The organism is Pseudocolwellia agarivorans (genome assembly GCF_002000085.1).
In the GTDB taxonomy this organism is placed as follows: Bacteria; Pseudomonadota; Gammaproteobacteria; order Enterobacterales; family Alteromonadaceae; genus Pseudocolwellia; species Pseudocolwellia agarivorans.
Genome location: NZ_MUZU01000004.1, coordinates 240,036 through 262,102 on the forward strand (window position 1 = coordinate 240,036; position 22,067 = coordinate 262,102).

The 22,067-nt window shown below is 35.5% G+C and carries 23 protein-coding genes; 20 read left to right on the plus strand and 3 right to left on the minus strand.

Annotated features, from left to right (window positions below):
• Window positions 1-153 precede the first annotated feature (153 nt).
• From B0X80_RS08370 to B0X80_RS08400, 7 genes are all read left to right on the plus strand, one after another.
• Window positions 154-1,173, plus strand: coding sequence for an NAD-dependent epimerase/dehydratase family protein (locus B0X80_RS08370; RefSeq protein ID WP_077339432.1), 1,020 nt, complete (start codon window positions 154-156; stop codon window positions 1,171-1,173).
• Between the two features lie 52 nt (window positions 1,174-1,225).
• A complete protein-coding gene (galU, locus tag B0X80_RS08375; protein ID WP_077339434.1) occupies window positions 1,226-2,122 on the plus strand; it encodes a UTP--glucose-1-phosphate uridylyltransferase GalU in 897 nt (298 codons plus the stop codon).
• 194 nt (window positions 2,123-2,316) lie between these two features.
• On the plus strand, window positions 2,317-3,216 hold the full coding sequence (gene cysD / locus B0X80_RS08380; protein WP_077339436.1) for a sulfate adenylyltransferase subunit CysD: 900 nt from the start codon (window positions 2,317-2,319) through the stop codon (window positions 3,214-3,216).
• A 151-nt stretch (window positions 3,217-3,367) separates the two neighbouring features.
• Window positions 3,368-4,777, plus strand: coding sequence for a sulfate adenylyltransferase subunit CysN (gene cysN, locus B0X80_RS08385; RefSeq protein ID WP_077339438.1), 1,410 nt, complete (start codon window positions 3,368-3,370; stop codon window positions 4,775-4,777).
• Window positions 4,778-4,837: 60 nt separating this feature from the next.
• Window positions 4,838-6,565 carry an SLC13 family permease gene (locus B0X80_RS08390; protein WP_077339440.1) on the plus strand — a complete coding sequence of 576 codons (1,728 nt, stop codon included), beginning with the start codon at window positions 4,838-4,840 and terminating at the stop codon, window positions 6,563-6,565.
• 53 nt (window positions 6,566-6,618) lie between these two features.
• On the plus strand, window positions 6,619-7,221 hold the full coding sequence (gene cysC, locus B0X80_RS08395) for an adenylyl-sulfate kinase (protein WP_077339442.1): 603 nt from the start codon (window positions 6,619-6,621) through the stop codon (window positions 7,219-7,221).
• Window positions 7,222-7,267: 46 nt separating this feature from the next.
• Window positions 7,268-8,227 carry an acetyltransferase gene (locus B0X80_RS08400; protein WP_077339444.1) on the plus strand — a complete coding sequence of 320 codons (960 nt, stop codon included), beginning with the start codon at window positions 7,268-7,270 and terminating at the stop codon, window positions 8,225-8,227.
• A 101-nt stretch (window positions 8,228-8,328) separates the two neighbouring features.
• Here B0X80_RS08400 and B0X80_RS08405 read toward each other — a convergent pair whose 3' ends face one another.
• The 3 genes from B0X80_RS08405 to B0X80_RS08415 are packed head-to-tail and all read right to left on the minus strand — an operon-like array spanning window position 8,329 to window position 11,816.
• Entirely contained in the window at window positions 8,329-9,702 is a 1,374-nt protein-coding gene (locus B0X80_RS08405) for a sigma 54-interacting transcriptional regulator (RefSeq protein ID WP_077339446.1), read from the minus strand.
• Between the two features lie 3 nt (window positions 9,703-9,705).
• Window positions 9,706-10,326 (minus strand): hypothetical protein, encoded by a 621-nt coding sequence (locus tag B0X80_RS08410; protein ID WP_077339448.1) that lies wholly within the window; start codon window positions 10,324-10,326, stop codon window positions 9,706-9,708.
• A gap of 2 nt (window positions 10,327-10,328) precedes the next feature.
• Window positions 10,329-11,816 (minus strand): HAMP domain-containing sensor histidine kinase, encoded by a 1,488-nt coding sequence (locus B0X80_RS08415; protein WP_077339450.1) that lies wholly within the window; start codon window positions 11,814-11,816, stop codon window positions 10,329-10,331.
• A gap of 425 nt (window positions 11,817-12,241) precedes the next feature.
• Between B0X80_RS08415 and B0X80_RS08420 the strand changes: the two genes are divergently transcribed.
• From B0X80_RS08420 to rsmH, 13 genes are all read left to right on the plus strand, one after another.
• Window positions 12,242-12,556 carry a hypothetical protein gene (locus tag B0X80_RS08420; protein ID WP_077339452.1) on the plus strand — a complete coding sequence of 105 codons (315 nt, stop codon included), beginning with the start codon at window positions 12,242-12,244 and terminating at the stop codon, window positions 12,554-12,556.
• Between the two features lie 98 nt (window positions 12,557-12,654).
• Window positions 12,655-12,960, plus strand: coding sequence for a hypothetical protein (locus B0X80_RS08425; RefSeq protein ID WP_077339454.1), 306 nt, complete (start codon window positions 12,655-12,657; stop codon window positions 12,958-12,960).
• Window positions 12,961-13,057: 97 nt separating this feature from the next.
• Window positions 13,058-13,360 (plus strand): hypothetical protein, encoded by a 303-nt coding sequence (locus B0X80_RS08430; protein ID WP_077339456.1) that lies wholly within the window; start codon window positions 13,058-13,060, stop codon window positions 13,358-13,360.
• Window positions 13,361-13,439: 79 nt separating this feature from the next.
• Window positions 13,440-13,745, plus strand: coding sequence for a hypothetical protein (locus tag B0X80_RS08435; RefSeq protein WP_077339458.1), 306 nt, complete (start codon window positions 13,440-13,442; stop codon window positions 13,743-13,745).
• Window positions 13,746-13,835: 90 nt separating this feature from the next.
• Window positions 13,836-14,156: an EF-hand domain-containing protein gene (locus B0X80_RS08440; RefSeq protein ID WP_076418527.1), complete on the plus strand. Its 321-nt coding sequence runs from the start codon at window positions 13,836-13,838 to the stop codon at window positions 14,154-14,156.
• Window positions 14,157-14,357: 201 nt separating this feature from the next.
• The gene (locus tag B0X80_RS08445; protein ID WP_077339461.1) at window positions 14,358-14,690 is read left to right on the plus strand and encodes a hypothetical protein; all 333 of its coding nucleotides are present in this window, start codon (window positions 14,358-14,360) and stop codon (window positions 14,688-14,690) included.
• 231 nt (window positions 14,691-14,921) lie between these two features.
• The gene (locus B0X80_RS08450; RefSeq protein WP_089024851.1) at window positions 14,922-15,428 is read left to right on the plus strand and encodes a hypothetical protein; all 507 of its coding nucleotides are present in this window, start codon (window positions 14,922-14,924) and stop codon (window positions 15,426-15,428) included.
• Window positions 15,429-15,452: 24 nt separating this feature from the next.
• On the plus strand, window positions 15,453-16,352 hold the full coding sequence (locus B0X80_RS08455) for a sulfite exporter TauE/SafE family protein (protein WP_175623911.1): 900 nt from the start codon (window positions 15,453-15,455) through the stop codon (window positions 16,350-16,352).
• A 108-nt stretch (window positions 16,353-16,460) separates the two neighbouring features.
• Window positions 16,461-17,459 carry a Fe(3+) ABC transporter substrate-binding protein gene (locus tag B0X80_RS08460; protein WP_077339462.1) on the plus strand — a complete coding sequence of 333 codons (999 nt, stop codon included), beginning with the start codon at window positions 16,461-16,463 and terminating at the stop codon, window positions 17,457-17,459.
• A 120-nt stretch (window positions 17,460-17,579) separates the two neighbouring features.
• The gene (locus tag B0X80_RS08465) at window positions 17,580-19,208 is read left to right on the plus strand and encodes an ABC transporter permease (protein ID WP_077339463.1); all 1,629 of its coding nucleotides are present in this window, start codon (window positions 17,580-17,582) and stop codon (window positions 19,206-19,208) included.
• Window positions 19,205-20,329, plus strand: a complete 1,125-nt coding sequence (locus tag B0X80_RS08470; RefSeq protein WP_077339464.1) for an ABC transporter ATP-binding protein — start codon at window positions 19,205-19,207, stop codon at window positions 20,327-20,329. Before B0X80_RS08465 ends, B0X80_RS08470 begins: the two co-directional genes overlap by 4 nt.
• 310 nt (window positions 20,330-20,639) lie before the next feature.
• Window positions 20,640-21,098, plus strand: coding sequence for a division/cell wall cluster transcriptional repressor MraZ (mraZ, locus tag B0X80_RS08475; protein WP_076418566.1), 459 nt, complete (start codon window positions 20,640-20,642; stop codon window positions 21,096-21,098).
• 27 nt (window positions 21,099-21,125) lie between these two features.
• Window positions 21,126-22,067: a 16S rRNA (cytosine(1402)-N(4))-methyltransferase RsmH gene (gene rsmH, locus B0X80_RS08480; protein WP_077339465.1), complete on the plus strand. Its 942-nt coding sequence runs from the start codon at window positions 21,126-21,128 to the stop codon at window positions 22,065-22,067.

Below are 22,067 nucleotides of genomic sequence, written 5' to 3' on the forward strand. Positions count from 1 at the left end.
TTTTATATCGTAATTTTTTTATTAGGCGTGAAATTTATTCAGCTATGGCTGTTGAGGCTTAAAATCCTTCACTTATTAATGTTATACTTCTTTTATATTTGGGATCAGTATCTCTACTATAAAATTATCGCTCACCCATAAATGGAACATTCAATGAATCGATATCAAGAAATTCAAGCAAGCTTAAAAAATAATACTAAAAAATGGCTGATTACGGGCTGTGCCGGTTTTATTGGTTCTAACTTACTTGAAACTTTACTTTTGTTAGATCAAGAAGTTGTAGGTTTAGATAACTTTGCAACTGGGCATCAAAAGAATTTAGACGAGGTTAAAACTCAAGTTTCAGCAGAGCAATGGGCTAAGTTTACTTTTATTGAAGGTGATATTCGAAACCTAGAAGATTGTCATAAAGCTGTAACTGATGTTAATTATATTCTACATCAAGCTGCTTTAGGTTCTGTACCGCGCTCTATTGCTGATCCTATTATGACAAATTCGGCTAATGTAACCGGTTTTTTAAATATGTTAGTAGCAGCAAAAGAAGCGAAAGTTGAAACGTTTGTTTATGCGGCTTCAAGCTCTACTTATGGTGATCATCCTGCGCTTCCTAAACTTGAAGACAATATTGGTAAACCTTTATCGCCCTATGCGGTTACTAAGTATGTAAACGAGCTTTATGCAGATGTGTTTTTTAAAACCTATGGTTTAAATACTATAGGGTTACGCTATTTTAATGTATTTGGTAAAAGACAAGACCCTGATGGCGCTTATGCAGCTGTTATTCCTAAGTGGACTTCAGCCATGTTTAATAATGAAGATGTATTTATTAATGGTGATGGTGAAACTAGTAGAGATTTTTGTTTTATTGAGAACGCAGTACAAGCGAATATTTTAGCTGCTACCTCAAATGATGAAGCTAAAAATAATGTATACAACGTAGCTGTTGGCGACAGAACCACATTAAATATTTTATTTGATAGCTTAAAAAATGCCTTAAAAACAAATGATATTAGCTATGAAAAATCGCCTGTTTACCGAGAGTTTAGGGCTGGAGACGTTCGACATTCTCAAGCTGATATCGGTAAAGCCAATAGCTTATTAGGATACGACCCTGAATATCGTATTCAGTCAGGTATTGAAAAAGCGATGACTTGGTACGTAAGTAACTTATAAAACATTATAATTAATAAACAATTTAAAAAAACGAAGACAATAAGGAAAATTGATGACTAACAAAATTAAAAAAGCAGTAATTCCAGTTGCCGGTTTAGGAACTCGTATGTTACCTGCCACTAAAGCTATACCAAAAGAAATGCTGCCGATAGTTGATAAGCCTCTGATTCAATACATTGTGAATGAATGTATTGCGGCAGGTATTAAAGAAATTGTGTTAGTAACTCATTCATCAAAAAATGCTATTGAAAACCATTTTGATAAATCGTTTGAATTAGAAACAACCCTAGAAAAGCGTGTTAAGCGTCAATTACTTGAAGAGATTCAAGCTATTTGCCCTAAAGGGATTACGATTTTACATGTACGCCAAGGCGAAGCTAAAGGTTTAGGTCATGCGGTATTAAAAGCTCGCCCAATTATAGGCAATGAACCTTTTGTTGTTGTGTTACCTGATGTAATTTTAGATGAAACAACGGCTAACTTAAAAACAGAAAACTTAGCTGCAATGCTAACGCGATTTGACGAAGTAGGACATAGCCAAATTATGGTTGAACCTGTACCTATGGAGCAAGTGAAAAACTACGGTGTAGTTGATTGTGGTGGCGAAGAGTTAGTTGCCGGCGAGTCAAAAGCTATGACTGCTGTTGTTGAAAAACCTGATGTTGATGATGCGCCATCTAATTTAGCTGTTGTAGGTCGTTATGTATTATCTGCTGAAATTTGGAACCTACTGGCTATTACACGTCCAGGTGCGGGTGACGAAATTCAGTTAACTGATGCAATAGATGCATTGATGGAAAAAGAAACCGTTGAAGCATTTCATATGACAGGTAAATCTCATGACTGTGGCTCTAAATTAGGTTATATGAAAGCGAATATTGAATATGGTTTACGCCATCCAGAAATTGCAGAAGAGTTTAAAGCTTACGTAAAACAACTTGTTTGCTAATAGAAAACTCTAATACTGCTTTATAAATAAAAAGACCTATAACGTTTGTTATAGGTCTTTTTGATGACACACCTATCTTTCCAGTTTTATTTATTCTTATTTCGTCTAACCAAGTCATTTCTTATATGGAAGTGTTGTCTTAGCTGTGTCATTATAATCTCACTTATATTTTACTAAAAGTTAGTATTACAGCGATGAATTTAACTCACTTACAGAAACTTGAAGCTGAATCAATCCACATTATGCGCGAAGTTGCGGCAGAGTTTGATAACCCTGTTATGCTTTATTCCGTAGGTAAAGATTCAGCTGTATTATTACACCTTGCTCGTAAAGCTTTTGCTCCGGGTAAAATTCCATTTCCTTTATTACATGTAGATACTACGTGGAAGTTTAAAGAAATGATCGCCTTTCGTGATGAAATGGCTAAAGAATATGGCTTTGAATTATTAGTACATAAAAACCAAGAAGGGATTGACGCCGGTGTTGGCCCATTTACTCATGGTAGTGCTAAACATACCGATATAATGAAAACTCAAGGATTAAAACAAGCCCTTGATAAATACGGTTTTGACGCTGCTTTTGGTGGTGCTCGTCGTGATGAAGAAAAATCTCGCGCTAAAGAACGTGTTTACTCTTTCCGTGATAAAAATCACCGTTGGGATCCAAAAAGCCAACGTCCAGAGTTGTGGAATATCTACAACGGTAAAGTAAATAAAGGTGAAAGTATTCGTGTTTTCCCATTATCTAACTGGACAGAATTAGACATTTGGCAATATATCTATTTAGAAAGCATCAAAATTGTTCCTTTATACCTATCTGCTGTACGTCCTGTTGTTGAACGCGATGGTACATTAATTATGGTTGATGATGATCGTATGCCGATTGAAGAAGGCGAAGAGATACAAATGAAGAATGTACGTTTTCGTACATTAGGTTGTTACCCACTTACTGGGGCTGTTGAGTCTGACGCAACAACCTTGCCTGAAATTATTCAAGAAATGTTATTAACAAAAACTTCTGAGCGCCAAGGGCGTGTTATTGACCATGATTCATCTGGTTCAATGGAGAAGAAGAAAATGGAAGGTTACTTCTAAGTACTGCTTTCATTGTTAACTAAACATTAAAGAAAATATTCGTACAGTGGGTTTAAATAAATGAGTTACCTAAACCCGCTATACCGTAAAAAATTAAACGTAAATTAGGCGATAGGCATTGGCTTTCGCACAAATTTCGAAAGGAACAATCATGAGTCCAAACACAGGCTTACTTGAAACAGATATTGAAGCTTATTTAAAACAGCATGAAAACAAAGAAATGGTGCGTTTCTTTACATGTGGTAGCGTTGATGATGGTAAAAGTACTTTAATTGGTCGTTTACTGCACGATTCAAAAATGATCTTTGAAGATCAATTAGCTGCCATCGAAAAAGACAGCAAAAAGTCAGGTACTACCGGTGAAGCCGTTGATTTAGCTTTATTAGTTGACGGTCTGCAATCAGAGCGTGAACAAGGTATTACTATTGATGTTGCTTACCGTTACTTTGCTACCGATAAGCGTAAGTTTATTATTGCCGATACTCCGGGCCATGAGCAATATACACGTAACATGGCAACGGGTGCTTCAACATGTGACTTAGCAATTATATTGATTGATGCGCGTCATGGTGTACAAGTGCAAACTCGTCGTCATTCATTTATTTGTTCATTATTAGGTATTAAGCATGTATTAATTGCTGTGAACAAAATGGATTTGGTTGATTACAGCCAAGAGCGTTACCAAGAAATTAAAAAAGAATATCGTGAATTTGCTGACGATTTAGCGTTTGAAGATGTACGTTTTGTACCTATTTCAGCGTTAAACGGCGACAACGTAGTAGACGAAAGTGTGAACATGCCTTGGTATCCGGGCGCTACTATGATGAAGCTATTAAATACTATTAAAGTAGATGGTGACGAAAGCTTTACTCAGTTTAGATTCCAAGTGCAATATGTTAATCGTCCTAACTTAGACTTCCGTGGTTTTGCGGGTACTGTGGCATCAGGACATGTACGTGTTGGTGATTCAATTGTTACCTTGCCATCAGGTAAAGAAAGTACTGTTAAGTCTATTGTTACTTTTGAAGGTGAAATTGAGCGTGCTGATAAAGGCATGGCGGTTACACTAACATTAGACACTGAAATCGATATCAGCCGTGGTGAGTTAATTGTTAAGAAAGATAACTTACCGATCACGTCTAAAGAAATTAATACCACAGTGGTATGGATGCATGAAGACGAGCTTGAACCGGGTCGTGATTACTACATTAAACATGGTAGTAAAATGACAGCAGGGCATGCAATTAATGTTGAACATCGTATCGATGTAAACAACATGAAAAAAATTGATGTTGACCAACTAGCGTTAAACGAAATTGGTTCAGTAAACTTTGAGTTGGAAGAAGCGTTACATTTTGATGCTTATAACGACAACAAAACATCTGGCGCATTTATCATTATCGACCGTTTAAGTAATATCACGGTAGGTGCGGGTATGATCAATCATGCGATTGATGCTAAAGATGCAAAAACCTATTCAGAGTTCGAAATTGAATTTAATACATTGGTTCGTAAACACTTCCCTCATTGGGGTGCTCGAGATATTTTAAAATCTAAATAGCCCTTTTAAAGAGCTAGACTCTATGAATTATTATAATTTGTACACCAAAGGCTCTTTTTAATGGGTATATCTCAATGGTTAATGGTTGCTATTTTTATAGCAACCTTTGCCGGTCTGGTTAAATTTCAACATGTACCTGAACGTGTATTTTCAGCGGCTATGCTGATGTGTTTAGGTGTATCTTTTGTTTCTTATGAAGATATTCTTGCTAATGCGGTTAATCCAGGGTTAGTCACGCTTATTTTATTGGTTTTATGCTCATTTTCTTTTGAGCGAACCAGTGTGTTACGACGCTTATCGACCTCTATGATCAGTGGTTCTGCGTTCGCTTCTTCAATTAAAACCTTAATTGGTACGGCATTCTCCTCAGCATTAATGAGTAATACGGCTGTTGTTGCTTCGCTTATTTCCACCATTAAAAATAATAAAGTAGTTAACCCCGGTAAGTTGTTAATTCCTTTATCTTTTGCTGCGATTTTAGGCGGCACATTAACTTTAGTGGGAACATCTACTAACTTGATCGTAAACAGTATGTTGATTGATCAAGGCCATGAGAGTTTAGGTTTTTTTGATTTTACTATTATTGGTGTGTGTGCCTTATCAGTATGTTTACTCGTAATTTTTTTACGTATTAATACTTTACCTGATATGGAGCTGCAAGAGCTTTCAACCAACGAATACTTAGTTGAAGCCAGAGTTAGCTTAGAATCAAAACTGGTAGGAAAAAGCATTGAAGAAAATGGTTTAAGAAATTTAGACTCGTTATTTTTGGTTGAACTAGTACGTAATGGTCGGTTACTTTCCCCTGTAAGTCCTGATGAAGTGGTGCAAGCCAAAGATAAGCTTATTTTTAGTGGTGATATTTCTAAAGTATTAACCCTTCAGCAGTTTGATGGTTTAACGCTATTTGCTGAGCAAGACGGGCTATTACGTGAAAACTTAACTGAAGTTTTAATAAAGCCTGATTCAGCCGTAATAGGTAAAACATTAAAAAGTGCGGGCTTTAGAGCTCGATTCGACGCTGCTGTTGTGGCGATAAGGCGAGAAGGTTCAACTCTATCAGGTAAGCTAGGAGAAATTACTCTTCAATCGGGCGACTTTCTAATTTTAGCTGTAGGTAACGATTTTAGTTCCCGTACCAATTTATCCAAAAACTTTTATATTTTGTCAGGTCATCAACCAGAAAACATGTTGAGTGGCTGGCGTGATTCTTTAACGGTAGGTGGTTTTTTAGTCACAATAGCGGCATCAGCACTTACGCCTTTATCGTTAGTAACGTGTTTGATTTTTTATATTGCCTTACTTATTTTTACGGGTTGTTTAACAGTAAACGAAATAAAGCGCCGCTTCCCATTAGAAATATGGATGATAGTACTTGGTGCGTTAACTTTGGCAAAGTCGCTAGAAAATAGTGGTGTTATTAGTATATTAGCCAATGGCATAGAAAGCTTGTTACAAGGTCAAAGCCATTATGTGGCACTTATTTTAGTTTTTATTATTACCTTGTTTTTAACCGAAATTATTACCAATACTGCGGCAGCTGCTTTAGTGTTTCCTATTGCTTACAGCATGAGTGTTGGGTTAGGCGTAAGTCCGTTACCTTTTGTTATGGCAGTAGCTTTTGCGGCAAGCGGCAGTTTTATGAGTCCCTATGGTTATCAAACTAATGTTATGGTTTACAACGCAGGCAATTATAAATTATCCGACTTTGTTAAATTTGGTTTACCCGTTTCTATTACATATAGTGTGGTTGTATTAGCCATGTTACCTTGGGTATTTCCTTTTTAAAGCGACTTAAGCGCAATGATTAGACTAAATATCTACACAGAACATAGAGAAGAATGATGAAAACAGAAAATACCGTTTGGCATGAACAAAACATCACTAAAGAGCAGCGCTCAGCGCAAAAAAATCAAAAGCCATGTTTATTATGGTACACAGGTTTAAGTGGCTCAGGTAAATCAACCGTTGCGAATGCCGTTGATGCCTTATTATTTGAACGTGGTTGTCATAGTTATTTATTAGATGGTGACAATGTTCGTCACGGCTTAAATGGTGATTTAGGTTTTAGTGATGAAGACCGTGTTGAAAATATTCGCCGTATTAGCCAAGTCGCTAAACTGTTTGTTGATTCGGGTTTAATTGTTTCAACTGCTTTTATTTCACCTTTTGCTGCTGATAGAACGATGGCGCGTGAGATGCTTGAGCAAGGTGAGTTTATGGAAGTTTATATTGATACGCCTATTGCTGTGTGTGAACAACGTGATCCTAAAGGCTTATATAAAAAAGCCCGCGCAGGTGAAATTAAAGACTTTACGGGAATAGATTCAACTTACGATGTGCCAAGTGCTCCAGAAATTCATGTGAAAACTGATGAAAAATCAATTAAAGAATGTGCTGAGCAAATCGTGCAACATTTAATTGATAATCAATTTATTCAGTAAGCTTGTTTGCTTAAATAAAAGCTTGGTAGAAAGAGGAAGAAAATTCATGCATTTTGATGTATTTAATGGTGACGCAGACGGTATCATTGCGCTGGTTCAATTACGATTAGCCCAGCCGAAAGAATCCACGTTAATAACAGGTGTTAAACGCGATATTAGCTTATTAAAACAAGTTGATGTTACCGCTGCTAATTCTATTACTGTGCTTGATATTTCTCTTGAAAAGAACGTTGAAGCGCTTAAGTTACATTTAGAAAATAATACAGAAGTGTTTTACATTGATCATCATCGTGCTGGCGATATTCCGCGTTCAGAACATTTAACCACCTTGATTAATACCGATGCCAATACTTGCACCAGTTTGCTTGTGAATAACTATTTAAAAGGTGCATACGTGCATTGGGCTGTTGCTGCTGCTTTTGGCGATAACATGACTCAATCAGCTATTACATTAGCTGAAAGCGTCGGTTTATCTAAAGGCCAGCAAGAACAGTTAAAAGCCCTAGGTATTTACATTAACTACAACGGCTATGGGCGTGATGTTGATGATTTACATTTTCATCCAGCGGATCTTTATAAAGCCTTGTTAGCTTATGCTGATCCTCTTACGTTAATTGAGGAAGAAGGTTCTATATTTCATCAATTAGAAAAAGCCTATCAAGCGGATATGCAAAAAGCCTTAACTGCGAAGGTACTGGCTGATAGTAAAATAAGTAAAGTGGTTCAGTTAGAGGATGCTCCTTGGGCTCGACGCGTAAGTGGTGTTTTTGGTAATGATTTAGCTAATCAGTCGCCTGATAAAGCCCATGCTGTCATTACATTGAACGCTGATAATACTTATACCGTAAGTGTTAGAGCACCATTAACTAACAAACAGGGTGCTGATGAAGTGTGTATTCAGTTTCCTACCGGTGGTGGCAGAGCTGGCGCTGCAGGTATTAATAATTTACCACAAGATATGCTGTTCAATTTTATTGAGACACTAAACGAATATTATAAATCTTAGTGTTTTCTAGCCGTTATTTTCTTTTGCTATTAGATATCTTTTGGTTTTGTTAAAAATAAAATCACCCACTATTGGGTGATTTTTCGTTTTTAGCTTTTGTTTTATTCTTCAGACCTAAAGGCTTCAGCTGTTAGGTGATGACGATTGAGCAGTTTATAAAATTCTGTTCTGTTACGTTGCGCTATTTTGGCTGCTTTAGATACATTACCCGCGGTAATTTGTAGTAATTTCGCTAAATAGTCTCTTTCAAATTTATCTTTAGCTTGCTGAAATGATGGTAATATTGTGGTTTTATCGCGCAGCGCATTTTTTACTAAAGTTTCACTAATCAACGGCTCTGTTGATAGGGCGACACTTTGCTCTACAATATTTTGCAACTGTCTGATATTTCCTGGCCAAGGCGCACTGATCAGTAACTCCATAGCTTCTTGAGAAAAACCTTTAATATCGGCATCAATTTTTTCAAGAACATTATTTAAAAAGTGTTGAGTGAGTAGGGGAATATCTTCACGTCTTTCTGATAAAGGGGGTAATTCTAATTCAACAACATTAAGCCTGTAATATAAATCCTCTCTAAAGGTTTTATCTATAATGGCTTGCTGTAGGTTTTTATGTGTTGCTGCAATAATACGAACATCAACCTTTATTGACTGTGTGCTACCGACTGGACGCACTTCTCGTTCTTGTAGGGCTCTTAGTAGTTTTACTTGAAAGTTCATTGGCATATCGCCAATTTCATCTAAAAATAACGTGCCGCCATCGGTTGCTTGAAATAATCCTACATGATTTTTTTCTGCACCGGTAAATGCGCCTTTTGTATGACCAAACAGCTCAGACTCTAAAAGTTGTTCAGGTATTGCCGCACAGTTAATTGCTGTAAATTTTTTATCATGTCGAGAGCTTGCTTGATGAATAGCATTAGCAAGAAGTTCTTTACCTGTACCACTTTGGCTGTGAATTAAAATACTAAAATCACTTTTTGCTATTTGTTTGGTTTGATCCAGTAATGAGGCCATTACCGTACTACGACTAATAATGTTTTTACGCCATAGTTCGTTTTGTTCTGGATTGTCTATATCGATTGGTTGTAATCGAATAGCTTGAGAAACCGTATCAAGTAATTCTTTACTTTCAAAAGGTTTAGTTAAAAAACTAAATACCCCTTGTTTGGTTGCGCTGATAGCGTCAGGAATTGTGCCATGAGCCGTTAAAATAATAACGGGCATACTTGGGTACTGCTGACGTATTTGTTCAAATAACGCCATTCCGTCCATTCCTTCCATACGTAGATCGCTGATCACAAGTTGCGGATGAAAACTCTTTAATTTTCCTAGGGCAACTTTAGCATTTTCTGCTGATTCCACTTTATAATTAGCAGCTGAAAGTCGAATACCTAATAAGCGCAATAGGTGAGGATCATCATCAACAATAAGGATATTTCCATTAACAGGGCTGGTTGGGGTAGATTCATTCATAGGTTATTTCCCGTGTTCGTTAATGTTTTTTTCTATTCGGTGTAGCTGGCTTATTTGCTCTTCAAGCATTTGTACTTTTTGCTGTAATTCTGTTATTTCTTTACTGTTTTCTATTAGTTTTTTGTCTTTAATACCTGATTTTTTTTGTAAAGCTGACAGCATGTTTTTCGCGTTGTTAAATTGCACTTTTATATCGCTTTGTTTTTGTCTGGTTAACAACTGTTCGTTCAATAAGTCTCTTAACAAGGTAATAAGTGCTAAATTTGTTGGGTTGTAACGAGACTCAACATATTGCAGTTGTAATTCATTTAATATGGTTTTAGCGGTATAAGGATTGTAAATAGGCGATTGAGGTAAGCTATGTAAGAGCAAAATATAGATATCTGCATCAGGGCTTTTAACATCTTGATTCTTTTTTTGCTGTTCAATTTCTTGCAATAATTCATCATTATCTAATGTTTTTAACCACAGGTAATAATCCCCATAGGTTGGGATAGTTGTATTTTTTTGAGGTGTAATTTCACATGCAGATATACTGAGTAATAAGGTAACTAAGCATAAAGACTTCATGCGTTTGAGTATTATCCAATGAACGGATTTTTGTTTTTTGCTAAGTAAGCTCATAATTAATTTTCCAATGAAAATGCACGGGGTATTTTTAATGTAAAGGTGGTTCCACTCGGTTCTTGTGTTTTACTTGATACGCTAATGTCACCATTAATACGCATTAATAATTCTTTTACTATGGTTAGCCCTAAACCACTGCCCTTAATTTCATTTCCTTGAGGGGCTGGTCCTTGATAAAACGCATCAAAGACTTTATTGATTACTTGCTCATTTAAGCCCATGCCTTGGTCACTTAGGGTTATTAATAATTCTTCGTTATGTAATGTTGTCGTAATTGAAATCGCGCTGTACTCAGGCGAGTACTTGATCGCATTTGAGAGTAAGTTATCTAAAATTACGGCCAGTTGCTTAGCATTACTATAAATAGCAATATTACTAAAAGACGTTTGAATATTGAGGGACTTACGCTTTATATCAAGTTTTCGTTCTTTTAAAACGTTAGTAATGACTTGTGTAACAATAAGTTTTTCTGAATCTTGTAGGCTTGTTGAATCTAATACAATATTGAAGTCGAGTAAGTCTTCAATTAAGCGTTGCAGCCTTGAAACACTGGTTCTTATAATGTCGCTAATTTCTTGTTGATCAGGGTTAAGAGCACCTACGCTGTTATCGTATAATAATTCAGTGCCTTCTCTTATCGCAGCTAGCGGTGTTTTGAGTTCGTGGGATATATGCCTAATAAAACTCGATTTTTGTAACTCAAGGGCATGTAATCTTGTTCGCATTACTTCAAGGGCATCAACAATTTCATTCACTTCGGGTGAGCTTTTAAGATTAATTTTATGTTCAAAATTACCTTGTTCTAATTGCTGTATTTGCGCGATTAATTTTTTTAATGGCTTAGTAATAATAATAATAAAAAATATGGCAATAAGAATTGTTACAGGAATGATGAGTAGGCTATTCAACATAGTTTGACGTACAGTTTTAGCCGAAGTTTTAACATTTCTAGCTTGATTGTATATCAGCTCGTTACTGCGTTGATTTATACGTTGGTTGGTTTTTGCTAGCAGTTTAAATTGATCTTGTAATTGAGTTAAGTACAAAGTTTGCTTGTTATTGGGTGATAGTAGTGTATTGATCACCTTTATTTCATTAAGGAATTGACCGCTCATTTTTTTTAATTGAGTGTCGTGATGATTAACCAAGCTTTTACTGATTAGGTTGAGTAGTATCTCTTCTTCAGCAAAATAGTTATTTGTTAGCTCTTTATTTTTCAACACTATTGACTGACTTGCATATCTTTCCATTTTTACCAGCAGCTCACTGAGTTGTTTAGTGGTTTCTGTAAACTCTGCTGCATTAAAAATAGCATCTTCACTTTGATTAGATAACTGATTAATTTGTGCCGCACTATAAAGTAGTGCTGCAACTAAAGGTAATGCAACGAGTGAAAACCCCAGTAAGGTGAGCTTTTTAATAGAAAGCGTTTCTAACCCTAATATTTTTTTGATGTTAAAAAAGTTAGATGAAGATGTATGGCCCACTGTATTTGTAATCCTCAGGTGTTGAATTGCCTATTTATATCCATCTTTTAAGGGAAATAGGCATGAAACGCAATAGTGTCTCCAATTTGATACACTCGTGGTTTTTGGGGTTTTGTATTTTAAGTTGTTGAATTTAATTGTTTTATTTTTGGTTCGGTGTGTTCTTGTTCTATTGAAATATTATAAACTTATTTATCTGTCTCTAACGGGAGACAGTAATTAAGGTGTTGTTTTGTTAATTCCTTTAAAAACAATGGTTTAAAAGTTGGTACGGCTTGTGCAATAGTCTCCTCGGTTATAGTGATATTTGATTATTATCTACCGCTAAGTAAATAGCGCAATGTTTACTTAAGAGATAAAAATCTTAATTCGCACTATTAATTTGAAATCTTATTGAATTTAAATTTTATTGAAAAGGAATCATTATGAATAACGTAAGTTTAGTAAAAGTTACTTTAGGTGTTGCATTTGCAGCAGTTGCTACTTTTATCGTAAATGCGAATGAAATCAACCCTACAGTTGCTGACATAAAAAATGAAATAGCAGCAGAAACTACTGCGTCAATGCAAAGCCCATCATTTTCAGATCTTTTATCAACTTTCGATGCTGATGAAAACGGTTCATTAAGTGAAAGTGAATTATCTTCAAGTGCACTTCAATCTGACTTTTCAAGCATTGATACAGATGGTGACACTAACATTAGCGAAGATGAATTCAATGCTTATGTAGCTTCAAAATAACAACCAAACATTATTATTAAGCACATCGCTTTTTTTATTTCCCCCAGCTTTGTGCTTTATTAAATCGTTTTACAATATTTTATAAATGAGGAATTACCATGACTAATACTAACGTAACAAAAATGATTTTAGGTGCAGCATTCGCAACAGTGGCCACGTTTAGTGTAAATGCTTACGAGATCCTTCCAGTAGAAACAACGGAAGAAGTTGTTGAAAAGGCTCCAGTTGTAGTTGCTGATAGTTTTTCACAATTATTAGCTGCGTTTGATACCGATTCAAACGGTTCGTTAAGTGAAAGTGAATTATCTTCAAGCTCACTTCAATCTGATTTTTCAAGTATTGATACAGATGGTGATACCAACATTAGCGAAGATGAATTCAATGCTTATGTAGTATCAAAATAATAAGCAAACATTATTAATAAGCACATCGCTTTTTTATTCCCCCCAGCTTTGTGCTTTATTAAATCGTTTTACAACATTTTATAAATCAGGAATTACCATGACTAATACTAACGTAACAAAAATGATTTTAGGTGCAGCATTCGCAACAGTAGCAACGTTTAGTGTAAATGCTAACGAGATCCTTCCTGTAGAAACAACGGAAGAAGTTATTGAAAGTTCCTCAGCAGCCGTAGATAGCTTTTCACAATTATTATCAGCGTTTGACGCTGATTCAAGCGGTGCATTAAGTGAAAGCGAGTTATCTTCAAGTGCACTTAAATTAGACTTTTCAAGTATTGATACTGATGGCGATACCAATATCAGCGAAGACGAATTTAATACCTACGTAGCTTCAAAATAATAACCAAAAATTACTAATAGATACATAGCTTTGTATCTTATTAAATTGTTTTACAAGATTTTATAAATGAGGAATTACCATGACTAATACTAACGTAACAAAAATGATTTTAGGTGCAGCATTCGCAACAGTAGCAATGTTTAGTGTAAATGCTAACGAGATCCTTCCTGTAGAAACAAACGAAGAAGTTATTGAAAATGTTCCAGCAGTATCCGCTGATAGCTTTACACTATTATTATCAGCGTTTGATCTTGATGAAAACGGTGCGTTAAGTGAAAGTGAATTGTCTTCAAGCTCACTTCAATTAGATTTTTCAAGCATTGATACTAATAGCGATACCAACATCAGTGAAGATGAATTCAATACATATATTGAATCAAAATAGTACCCATGTTTAGTTAACGAGTGCTGAACTTTATCGTTCATCCTGGGTTCGGCACTCTATTAATAACGTTATATAAAGAGAGTAATTATCATGACTAATACAAATTTAGCTAAAATGATCTTAAGTGTTGCATTGGCAACTGTTACAACCTTTAGCGCAAGTGCTAATGAAGTACTTCCGGTAGAAAAAGCAGAAACGGTAATGGAAAATTCAGCATCATTACATGCAGACACTTTTTCTCAATTGTTATCAGCGTTTGACGCAGATAAAAACGGTTCTTTAAGCGAGGTTGAATTATCTACAAGTGATAATGATGCTCTTAAAATAGCGTTTAAAAATCTTGATGCAAATGGAGACGCTAATATTAGTCAAGACGAATTTAGCGCTTATATTAGCCAAAAGTTAGATTGATAATGTAAAACGATTGGGTTTTCTTCCCCCTGATATTCAATCGTTTTTTTGTTATTCACAGACACCTACTTAGGATTCTTTGTTAATCCACTCATGCCGACTGGCTCCCAATTTTATCAGTCGGCTTTTTTGCGAATGTAACAAACATATTATTTAACTCGAATGGGGTTATTTAACATTAACACTAAAAAGGTCAGTAAAATGCAACAAAACTTAGCACAAAATACAGCACAAGACATAACACGATATATAGAGTTGAATAATTGGATTTTTGAAATTAAAAGTATTAAAGCGATTAAAGTCGAAAAGTATGGCGAACCTTATAGCGCAACGGCTAATTTATGTATTAATAATGATAATGCTTTTGTTGATGGCGTGATGACACGTGATCAAATGGATTTAGATCAGGAAGATTATGTAACATTTATGGCATTATGCCGAAAGCTTGGCATTAAAAAGGTTAAATTTGATGACTTTACCAACCAAAACTTGTTCACTAGGCAAACTGAACAGAGAAAAGTAAAAATTGCCTAACTCTTGTTTAGTTAATCATATTATAACTTCTGTAATAAGGATCATTCATGATGGTTATAAAATATAAATATATTACTGCAACAACAACTTATAAAAATATTTTCTTAATTACCTTTAAATAAGGTTTGTTTTTGAATAAAGCAGACCTTATTTAAATTAACTATTATTCCTATCATCTCAAGTCACTTAACGATAAAATAACGCTTTAATCCTTAAATTTATCAAATACTCATGACGAAGCCATTCTCATATTCCCATACATTTATTTTAGATAAAGCTCATTTTAATGAATGTTACAGTCAATCGGTTGTAAATGACCAATCTTTAAAAGCCTATTTTAAAGCCATCATATTAAGTGTGTTTGGTATGCTTTTAGTGTTACTTAGTGATGTTAATCCTTACGCTGCTTGGTTTGTATTTGCCTTAGGTATATTAGAAGCTGTTAGTATATATTACCGTCAAGCTTGGTGGGTTATGCGTCAATTATTAGGTAAATCAGCTAAAGGCGAAGTTACTTTAATTATTGACGATAAAGGTATTGCAACAGAGTCTTTTTATGTAAAAAACATGGTGCTGTGGGACAATATTTTAGGCTTTAAAAAAACGCCATTAGGTTGGGTTGTGAGTCACGAAATGGGTAATAACTATATTTCAGATAGTTGTTTATCAGCACAGGCATCTGAGCTTTTTAATGAACAGCTAGCATCTTTCAATGCTAAGTCGACAAAACAAAATTAATCCCTCCACATTAAGAAAACATACGTGCTTAAAACACAAAAAATATTACTAAGCGGGTTATTGCAGAGGAACCAACAAGTTAAGGTTGCCCTTATTATTGGCGCTTTCTGGCTATTATGCTTTTATTTTATTAATGCTTCAGTTGACAATTTACCTGAGTACAGCCCTTTTTTATTTTTAGGCACTTTAGGGGCTTTTTTTGCTAATGCTACAGGCGCAGGTGGTGGGGTTATTTTTATTCCTGCTTTTAATCAATTGGGTTTTACTGAAGTACAGTCTGTAGCAACAAGTTTTGCTATTCAATGTTTTGGAATGACGGCTGGGGCTATTACTTGGTATAAATATTACCAATCGCAAAAAAGTCATTCATCGTCATGGCAAGGCTTTCATTTAATTATTGTCGTTTGCAGTATATGTTCTGTTATTGGGGTATGGCTGATTTATGGCAATCAATTATCTGCACCTGCGAGCTTACACGTAAGCTTTAGTTGGTTTTCTTTATTTTTAGGTCTAAGTATTTTTACCAGTGTTTATCTTTTAAAAACAAATAGGGTTAATAACCATTTATTACTTATTGATTGGTTAATGCTTGTTGTAATTAGTTTATTGGGTGGTGCTATTACTGCGTGGCTGTCTGTTGGTGTAGGTGAATTGATTGCTATTTATTTAATTGTTAGACGTTTTGATGTCACTATGGCAGTTTCTACTGCGGTCGTTATCTCAGCTATAACAGTGTGGGCAGGTATATGGCAACATTTACTTGTTGATTTTCAAGTGTATTGGCAAGTTGTTTTTTTTGCGGGCCCTGGAGCTATTATTGGCGGTGTTTTAGCAAAAAAATTAGTGATGTATATGTCGGTCACTCGTTTAAAGTTATTTTTCGCTTTTTGGTTATTTGTTATTGGTGGTGTTGGTATAACTTAAATTGCAATTTTGTTACAAATCATAAATGAGAATTATTCTCAAAGTCTTTGTTGTACGATATAATCATTTCATTCAATAGGGTTAAATAAATTTATCAGGTAAATCTTTATGTTTAAAAAAATAGTGAGTGTTTTGGCCTTTACGGCTTGTTTTGCTGTTAATGCTGCGCAAGAAGTTAACGTGTATTCTTATCGTCAGCCTTTTTTAGTTGAACCTCTTTTTAAGACGTTTACTGACAAAACGGGTATTAAAGTGAATGTTGTTTTTGCTAAAAAGGGGATGGCTGAACGTTTAAAGCGTGAAGGTAAGCATAGTCCTGCTGATATTTTATTAACAACCGATATTAGTCGATTAATTGAATTACAAGATAATGGCTTATTACAAGCGGTTAACTCTAAAAATCTTGAAGAGGCTGTTCCTGCTCAATATCGTTCTGCTGATGATACGTGGTTTGCATTAACAACACGCGTAAGAAATATTTATTCAGCTAAGCGTTTAGGGAAAATCGATTTTAATTATGAAGATTTAGCAAAACCTGAATGGAAAGGGCGAGTATGTACGCGTAGTGGTAAGCATCCTTACAATGTTGCCTTAGTTGCTTCAATGATCGCTGAACACGGCGAAGCCGGAACATTAGCTTGGTTAGAAGGCGTTAAAAGTAACTTAGCACGTAAGCCTCAAGGGAACGATCGTGGTCAAGTTCAAGCCATTAATCAAAAGCTATGTGATGTCTCTTTAGGTAATAGCTACTATTTTGGTAATATGCTGAGCGATGAAAAACAAAAAGTGTGGGCCGATAGTGTTTATATTAATTTCCCTAATCAAAGTAATCGCGGTGCACATGTAAATATTTCGGGTATGGCAATGGCTAAATACGCACCTAATGAAGATAATGCTAAAGCGTTAATGGAGTTTTTAGTGTCAGTGCCAGCTCAACAATTATATGCTGAAACGAATATGGAATATCCTGTAAGAAAAGGTGTTAATGCATCTAAACTTGTAGCATCGTGGGGCGAATTTACAGCCGACAAATTACCCCTTGAAGTGATTGCTAAGCATAGAAAAACCGCATTAAAACTTTTAGATAAAGCGAAGTTTGATTTATAGTCGGTTCCATGAATACGTTGATTTCTTATTTTTAGAAATGATTAAGTCAGTGGGATTGAAATTATTCTCTATTGAATCGATAGAGACATTAATTAAAGAATAAAATGGTAGTACAATATTGTGATATCGGGTAACCGCAGCAAGGTTTGGCAAATAGTTAGCTGGGCTACCGCGAGTATTTTAGTACTACCAATTTTTATTATGCTTGTTAGTGGTTTTAGTGCCACCACCGAGTTGTTCTCCCATTTATGGGACACGGTTCTACCTACTTACGTTTTAAATACCTTATACTTAGCCATTGTTGTTGGCATTTTATCTATTTTCTTCGGCGTAATATCTGCCGCTCTTATCACCCAAACCAATATTAAAGCAAAAAATATTTTAAGATGGCTGCTAATGTTACCTTTAGCAATGCCTGCTTATTTGGTGGCTTATTTATATACTGATCTGTTTGATTATGCAGGCCCTGTTCAACGTAACCTAAGAGAATTTTTTGGTTGGGAGTCACCTGCAGACTATTGGTTTTTTGATATAAGAACCTTATTCGGGGCTGGCGTTGTAATCTCACTGGTTTTATTTCCTTATATTTATATGCTGGCGCGTACAGCGTTTGAGCAGCAAGATCAAAACCTGCATCGTGCGAGTCGTTTGTTAGGACTTACTACCTTTCAAACCTTTTATAAAGTTTGCCTACCTTTGGCTAGACCAGCCATTGCTATCGCGGTGAGTTTAGTACTGATGGAAACCTTAGCAGACTTCGCAACGGTACAATACTTTGCTGTAAATACATTAACTACTGCTGTATACGATACTTGGTTAGGTTATGGTGATTTATCAACAGCTAATGCTTTAGCAAGCTTATTAACCTTAATGGTGTTTTTTGTTATTTTATTTGAACAAAAAGCACGACTGAAACAAAGACATCAATCAAATAGGCCTACACGTGGTAATCACATTATTGTGTTATCTATATCACAACAATTTTTTGCAAGTTTATTTTGTTGGGCATTAGCCGTATTTGGTTTTTTGCTGCCTATGTTCTTACTTGTGTTAATGGCGTTAGAGTATGCAACGATAGAACAACTTGATGTACTTATATCTACAGGATTCAACAGTATTGAACTCGCTATTTATACGGCTACTATTGCCACACTTATTGCGATAGTACTTGTGCTTTATAAGCGTTTACATCAAGACAAATATAAAGCAGTACCTCTTAACGTTTCTGGTTTTGGTTATGCTATTCCGGGTACTGTTCTCGCGATGGCAATGTTAGCGACCTTTGGTCCGCTAGATGGTTTCATCAATGAAATGGCTGTTAAGCTGAGCATTGAAGAACCGGGTCTTATATTATCAGGCACCATTTTTGCCATAGTTTTTGCTTTGGTGGTTCGATTTTCAGCGATTGCCAACGGTACTATTTCTGGTGGGGTCGAGCAAATATCACAATCGATTGATTTAGCGCCACCTAGTTTAGGCGTAAAACAATTAAAGAGTCTTTTCACCGTACATATTCCTCTACTTAAATCGTCAATTTTTATTGCTTGGTTATTGGTTTTTGTTGAAGCAATGAAAGAACTGCCCGCTGTGTTATTATTGCGTCCTTTTAATTTTGATACTCTAAGTACGCAAATATATCAGCTAATTTCGGATGAAAGGCTTGAACAGGGCGCTATTGGTGCAATTCTAATTGTGGCATTTGGCTTGATCCCTATTATTTGGCTAAATAAAAGTGAGGATAAAGTGTGACCAATATAATAGATATTCGTCAATTACAGGTGAAGTTACAGCAAAGATCTATTTTATCTGGCATCAGTTTTACTCTTGAAGCAGGCGAAATATTAGGATTGGTAGGCCCAAGTGGCTGCGGAAAAACCACCTTGTTAAACACTTTAGCCGGCTTTATTGAACAAGAAAGTGGCGATATTACTGTTGGTAATACTCTACTGATTAATAAACAAAATAGAGTGCCGCCAGAGCAGCGTAATATAGGGATGATCTTTCAAGACTACGCGCTGTTTCCTCACTTAACTGTTGAAAAAAATGTAGGTTTTGGTTTAGATAAACTGTCAAAAGCCGCTAAGCAATCAAGAATTGATGAACTTCTTACTTTATTAGAACTGCAAGAGCTTGGCCAGCGCTACCCGCATCAGTTATCGGGTGGTCAACAACAACGTGTTGCTATTGCTAGAGCTTTAGCGCCTCAGCCTCAAATATTATTATTAGACGAGCCTTTTTCAAATATTGATGCGCGTTTACGTAATGAATTGATGATAGAGATTCGTCAATTACTTAAATCGTTAAATATGACCGCGATTTTTGTTACTCATAACAAAGATGAAGTTTTTACTTTTGCCGATAAAATTGCCGTTATGTTTGAAGGACAAATATTACAATTGGGTTCACCTATTTATGTTAGTCAACAACCCAATAGCTGGCAAGTGGCAGATTTTCTTCAATTAGGCAGCTGGCTTCCTTTTCAATTAAAAGAAGATGCAGGTAAAAAGCTAGCTGAAACTGCAATAGGAACAATTGAGCTTACCCGTGAACAAAGCTATGCTAATAAGTCATCAACTGAGGATGTAAATCATAGCGGTAAACAATTATTGTTGATTAAGCCCAAAGAAATTGAAGTTAACATTGAAACCGATAAAAATGATAACTCTCAAGCTATCCCCAATGTTATTGTGAATCACATTGGTATCACTGAACATGGTTATCATTATATTGTTAATAGCCTAGATAACTCACCAGAATTAACTTTTGATCGTTTAAGTTTTTATCATGATCAGGTTTTTAGTCTTGGACAACAGCTTTCTATCTGTATAAAACATCATCAATATTTAACCTTTCAACAAAATAAAATGTAGTATTTAATCAGGATCCTTTCTACTAAGAATAAAAATGGGATTTTATCCCCCACTTTTATTCTTCTCTCTCTCATTTTGTATAAAATCTGATTAAAAAATTTAATTTTCAGCAAAAATAAGGGCTGTAGATCCACAAAAGTCCACATTTTCATAAACTTCCTTTAAAGCCTTTATTTTATTGAGATCTAGGGGGATCAATTTACTGATTCTTTGCTTGACATAACCTTGTATTCCTATCTAAACTGTCCAATGTGGATAAAAGTGGGAAAAAGTGGATCAAATTAGGTTCACCTAACAAAAAGACAGGTATATGTTCAGAGGCACCAGCTCAATCACATTAGATAGCAAAAATAGGATCACGATACCTACAAAGTATCGTGAAGAACTATTTGCTGATTGTGCAGGAAAAATGGTGTGTACAGTCGATATTCAGCATCCTTGTTTACTACTTTATCCGATACATGAATGGGAAGAAATTGAGTTAAAACTGTGTGAACTGTCGAGTATGAATCCTCAAGAACGTCTTGCTCAACAAAAATTATTGGGTAATGCCTCTGATTGCGAAATTGATAAAAGTGGACGATTACTGATCAACGGACCTTTAAGACAACACGCAAGTTTAGAAAAAAATATTATTTTAGTCGGCCAGTTGAAAAAATTTGAAATTTGGAGTGAGCAAGCTTGGCAAACACAAATGCAACAAGACATTAGTGCTATGCAAGCGAGCGATATTCAGCTTACAGAAAGATTACTCGATTTGTCTTTATAGCAATAAACATACGGTTATTAAATAAAAATGCAAATAGATAATTCACACATTTCAGTATTGCTCAATGAAGCAGTTAATGGACTAGCTATCAAACCAGACGGTGTTTATATCGACTGTACCTTTGGTCGTGGTGGACATTCAAGCCTGATACTTTCACATCTCTCAGACGCGGGACGATTAATTGCAATCGATCGCGATTTAACCGCAATTGCAGCAGCAGAAAAGTTTGCAGATGATCCACGTTTTTTAATTGAACACAGTGGTTTCGCTGATTTAGAAGATATTGCGGCTAAACATGATTTATTAGAAAAAGTTGACGGAATTTTATTAGATTTAGGTGTTTCATCACCACAACTTGATGATGCCGATCGTGGATTTAGTTTTATGAATGATGGTCCATTAGATATGCGAATGGACACCAGTAAAGGTCAAACAGCAGCTGAATGGATAGCTGTAGCCGATGTTGAAGATATTACTTGGGTACTTAGAACCTTTGGTGAAGAAAAGCATGCATGGAAAATTGCTAATGCAATTGTTGATGCGCGCGAAGAAACACCTTTCACGCGTACCTCTGAACTCGCTAAATTAATTAAAACGGTTGCTCCACAAAGAGAAATTAAAAAGCATCCTGCAACACGTAGTTTCCAAGCGATTCGCATGTACATTAACAGCGAGCTTGAACAGATAGAAAAAGTGCTTGCGGCGTCATTGTCGGTACTGGCAGAAGAAGGTCGATTAGTGGTTATTAGTTTTCATTCATTAGAAGATCGTTTAGTTAAACAGTTTATGAGAAAACATTCTCAAGGTAAGCAAGTGCCTAGAGGGTTACCTATTAGTGAAGTTGAATTACAAAAAGGTAAAAAACTGTCACTTATCGGTCGAAAATTAAAACCAAGTAAGGACGAGTTGGAAGTTAATAATAGATCGAGAAGCTCTGTATTAAGAATCGCTCAGAGACTTCCAAGATAA

Coding starts and splice junctions, on each gene's coding strand:
- rsmH (WP_077339465.1), top strand. CDS start 21,126: ATGCAAATAGATAATTCACACATTTCAGTATTGCTCAATGAAGCAGTT.
- B0X80_RS08400 (WP_077339444.1), top strand. CDS start 7,268: ATGCATTTTGATGTATTTAATGGTGACGCAGACGGTATCATTGCGCTG.
- B0X80_RS08370 (WP_077339432.1), top strand. CDS start 154: ATGAATCGATATCAAGAAATTCAAGCAAGCTTAAAAAATAATACTAAA.
- B0X80_RS08430 (WP_077339456.1), top strand. CDS start 13,058: ATGACTAATACTAACGTAACAAAAATGATTTTAGGTGCAGCATTCGCA.
- B0X80_RS08410 (WP_077339448.1), bottom strand. CDS start 10,326: ATGAGCTTACTTAGCAAAAAACAAAAATCCGTTCATTGGATAATACTC.
- B0X80_RS08390 (WP_077339440.1), top strand. CDS start 4,838: ATGGGTATATCTCAATGGTTAATGGTTGCTATTTTTATAGCAACCTTT.
- cysC (WP_077339442.1), top strand. CDS start 6,619: ATGATGAAAACAGAAAATACCGTTTGGCATGAACAAAACATCACTAAA.
- cysD (WP_077339436.1), top strand. CDS start 2,317: ATGAATTTAACTCACTTACAGAAACTTGAAGCTGAATCAATCCACATT.
- B0X80_RS08405 (WP_077339446.1), bottom strand. CDS start 9,702: ATGAATGAATCTACCCCAACCAGCCCTGTTAATGGAAATATCCTTATT.
- B0X80_RS08450 (WP_089024851.1), top strand. CDS start 14,922: ATGACGAAGCCATTCTCATATTCCCATACATTTATTTTAGATAAAGCT.
- B0X80_RS08420 (WP_077339452.1), top strand. CDS start 12,242: ATGAATAACGTAAGTTTAGTAAAAGTTACTTTAGGTGTTGCATTTGCA.
- B0X80_RS08425 (WP_077339454.1), top strand. CDS start 12,655: ATGACTAATACTAACGTAACAAAAATGATTTTAGGTGCAGCATTCGCA.
- galU (WP_077339434.1), top strand. CDS start 1,226: ATGACTAACAAAATTAAAAAAGCAGTAATTCCAGTTGCCGGTTTAGGA.
- B0X80_RS08440 (WP_076418527.1), top strand. CDS start 13,836: ATGACTAATACAAATTTAGCTAAAATGATCTTAAGTGTTGCATTGGCA.
- B0X80_RS08435 (WP_077339458.1), top strand. CDS start 13,440: ATGACTAATACTAACGTAACAAAAATGATTTTAGGTGCAGCATTCGCA.
- B0X80_RS08460 (WP_077339462.1), top strand. CDS start 16,461: ATGTTTAAAAAAATAGTGAGTGTTTTGGCCTTTACGGCTTGTTTTGCT.
- mraZ (WP_076418566.1), top strand. CDS start 20,640: ATGTTCAGAGGCACCAGCTCAATCACATTAGATAGCAAAAATAGGATC.
- cysN (WP_077339438.1), top strand. CDS start 3,368: ATGAGTCCAAACACAGGCTTACTTGAAACAGATATTGAAGCTTATTTA.
- B0X80_RS08445 (WP_077339461.1), top strand. CDS start 14,358: ATGCAACAAAACTTAGCACAAAATACAGCACAAGACATAACACGATAT.